At 66.1% G+C, this 2,824-nt stretch carries 2 protein-coding genes and 1 pseudogene; 1 reads left to right on the top strand and 2 read right to left on the bottom strand.

What is annotated here, in order from left to right; genetic code table 11:
• Positions 1–1,071, bottom strand: a pseudogene (locus EOA60_RS27005) (2-acyl-glycerophospho-ethanolamine acyltransferase); the annotation flags it as partial.
• A 300-nt stretch (positions 1,072–1,371) separates the two neighbouring features.
• Positions 1,372–1,779 carry a 4-oxalocrotonate tautomerase family protein gene (locus tag EOA60_RS27000; RefSeq protein WP_067321223.1) on the bottom strand — a complete coding sequence of 136 codons (408 nt, stop codon included), beginning with the start codon at positions 1,777–1,779 and terminating at the stop codon, positions 1,372–1,374.
• Positions 1,780–1,891: 112 nt separating this feature from the next.
• Between EOA60_RS27000 and EOA60_RS26995 the strand changes: the two genes are divergently transcribed.
• On the top strand, positions 1,892–2,746 hold the full coding sequence (locus EOA60_RS26995) for a LysR substrate-binding domain-containing protein (RefSeq protein ID WP_095823657.1): 855 nt from the start codon (positions 1,892–1,894) through the stop codon (positions 2,744–2,746).
• The last annotated feature ends 78 nt before the right edge of the window (positions 2,747–2,824 follow it).

The raw sequence follows: 2,824 nt of genomic DNA, 5'->3' as shown, positions 1-2,824 counted from the left end.
CGCCTCGACGGCGGTGACGATGTCGTCGATGGCGGCCTTCTCGATGAACGCGCGAGAAGAGACCACTGTGCGAATGACCGCCGTGCGGATCGCGGCGGTGACGCTCGCCGGGCCGGCGGTGTAGTTGATCATCGCCGCGATGCGGGCCGCCGAGATAAGCCCGACAAAGGAGAGCACAATGCCATTGGCATTGGGCAGGAGCAGGCCGACCGCTTCGCCGGGCGCCGTCACCGCCTCGAAGCGGCGGCCGAGCACGCGCGCGCCGATGAACATCTTGCGATAGCTGAGCGCGCCCGAAATCACGTCCTCGATGATCGGATGCGAGGCACCGACGCGATCCGCCGCGTCGCGCATGGCCAGGAACAGGCCGCGGTCGAGATTGCTGCCGTAGAGCCGCGCCTCGGCAAACCGGTCGAACAGGGCGTTGGTGTTCGACGCCATGTCGGGGTTGCGAGCCACCAGCTCGGCCACGGTCATCGGTTCCAGCACGCTGAGCGACAGGCGCGGGAACCAGTGACGCGGCGCCTTGTCGGCCGGCGTCAGCGACATCGGCAGGTCGCGCGCACCGGCGACGAAGATCGGCACGATGCGGGCGTCGGCCTGCATGGCGATGCGGGTGATGGCGCGGAACAGCCGGAACGACTTGACGTCCGGTTCGACGTCGTCGGGCAGATAGACCGCAAGCCGGCCCTTGCCCTTCAGCACGCGCACCAGCCGCCGGCTGACGAAGAGATGTTCGGCATTGAAGGCGATGGTGCGGGCAAGCTCGCGCCACGGCTCCAGCCAGGGCGAGCGGGCCGAGGCCTCGTCCAGAATGTGCAGCGTGTCGTCCGGCAAGAGCGACAGCATCAGCGCCGGCTCGATGCGCGATTGGTGCGAAACGACATAGATCACCGGCGTGCGGGCATTGCGGGCAATGCGGATGCGGTCGTCGGCAATACGGTAGGCGAGCTTGAACGGCACGTAGAGCAACGCCTGGGTAAAGCGCAGATCGAGCCGGAACCTTTCGATCACGCCAATCAGCAGCCAGGCAAAGACAAGACCGGCAAGCAGCGCCAATGTCAGGATCATGCCGCTCTCTCCCAACGTCCTCCACGGTGCGGCTCTTGCGCGGCCGCTTCGGTGGCAGAAGGTAGCGGAAGTGGGGGCAAGGTCAATGTGGGGCTGGTAGGGCGCTCCCTTCTCCCCTTGCGGGAGAAGGTGGCCGAGCGAAGCCCGGACGGATGAGGGTATTGGACGGATCGCTTCGCTGGATATGTAAGTGCCTGAAAGCAATCGATTCTTCCAGGCCTTCTTCCAAAACCTCTCATCCGTCTCGACGCTGCGCGCCGACCCACCGTCTCGCACAGGGGAGCGGGGAAAGGCGTGCCGCTACGCCACCTTCAGTCTCCCGCTGATGAAGCGGAACTCCTGGCTCTTGCCGCCAAAGCCGTAGGCCGCCGCCGGAACCTCATGCACCAGCGCGTAGCTTTCCTCATGGACGCCGCCGAGCAGGCGGCCGAAGGCGTCGAAAATCGCCTTGAGATACGCTTCGAGCTCGAGCTTGGTGTTGGTGCCGTCCACCACCTTGATGTCGAGCCAGAAGGTGCTCGTGCCATGCTCGGCCAGCGACTTGCCGCCGGCGAACCAGTGCTGCGGATCGACGTAGCTGATCGCAACCGCGGTGATGGTCGGGTCCTTGCGCAGTTGCGTGGCCGTAATCTCGGTGATCTCCTTCGCGATCGCGGCGGAACCCTTTGCGTCGGGCTCGCCGGTGACGCTGACATTGATGATCGGCATTTTTCTCTCCTTCGCTCTGACGGCTTCGCGCCGCCGATGAAGGGACCATGCCACTAGCCATGCGACAAAAAAATCGAATTGTTTTTGACAATTACTTCGATATTATCGAATTATGGAAACTCTCGATCCCGACCTGCTCAAAACCTTCCTGGCCTTCGTCGATGGTGGCTCCCTGGCCAGGGCGGCGTCCGCTGTTGGCCGCTCCCCATCCGCCGTCACGGCGCAGATGCAGCGGCTGGAGGAGGTCGTCGGCGAGCCGCTGCTTGCGCCCCAGGGACGTGGGCGCGGGCTGACGCCTGCCGGCGAGGACCTTGTCGGTCATGCCAGGCGCATCCTTGCCGTCCACACCGAGGCCTGGCTGGCGCTGAAAGGCGCGCGCGTCGGCGGCCGCATCGCCATCGGCACCACGCAGGACTTTGCCGATCATGGCCTGCCGGAGCTGTTGCGCGCCTTCGCCGCCAGCCATCCGCGCGTCAGGATCGAGCTGCGCGTCGGCCGCTCCGTGGAGCTCGGGTCAGCCTTGCAGGCGGGCCAGCTCGACCTTGCGATCACCATGCGCCATGCGCCTTCCCCGGATGAAGCGTTCCTGATCAGCGAGCCGATGCTGTGGCTCTGCTCGGAAAAAGGCTTGGCGACGCGGCAAGACGTGGTGCCGCTGGCGCTGCTCGATCCCTATTGCGGCTTCAGGGAGGCTGCTCTCAATGCACTCGACGCCGCCGGCCGCCGCTACCGCATCGCTGCCGGCAGCTCCAGCCTTGCCGGCCTGCGCAGCGCGGTCAATGCCGGCATCGCGCTGACGCCGCGCACCCGGCGTCTGGCCCATTCCGGTATCGTGGAAGCGTCCCCTGATCTCGACCTGCCGCCGCTGCCTATGGCCGGCTTTGCCATCCGGCTCGGCCGCGAGGCGGCTCGTCCGGCGCGGGATCTCGCGGAGCTTCTGGGCACCGGCCTGGCGCTGCCGCCCTGAACGGCCAGGAACGCCCAAAGAAAAAGCCGACCTTTTTGCGGGTCGGCTTCTAGTCGGACGGGTCGAGGGGTTTGGGGG

The organism is Mesorhizobium sp. M1A.F.Ca.IN.020.06.1.1 (assembly GCF_004023265.1).
Classification (GTDB): domain Bacteria; phylum Pseudomonadota; class Alphaproteobacteria; order Rhizobiales; family Rhizobiaceae; genus Mesorhizobium.
The sequence above is the reverse complement of the archived record's forward strand: the minus strand, read 5'-3'. Positions and strand labels throughout refer to the sequence as shown.

What these genes read in the sequence shown, in the direction of transcription:
- EOA60_RS27000 (WP_067321223.1), bottom strand. Translation starts at nt 1,779, where the DNA reads ATGCCGATCATCAATGTCAGCGTCACCGGCGAGCCCGACGCAAAGGGT.
- EOA60_RS26995 (WP_095823657.1), top strand. Translation starts at nt 1,892, where the DNA reads ATGGAAACTCTCGATCCCGACCTGCTCAAAACCTTCCTGGCCTTCGTC.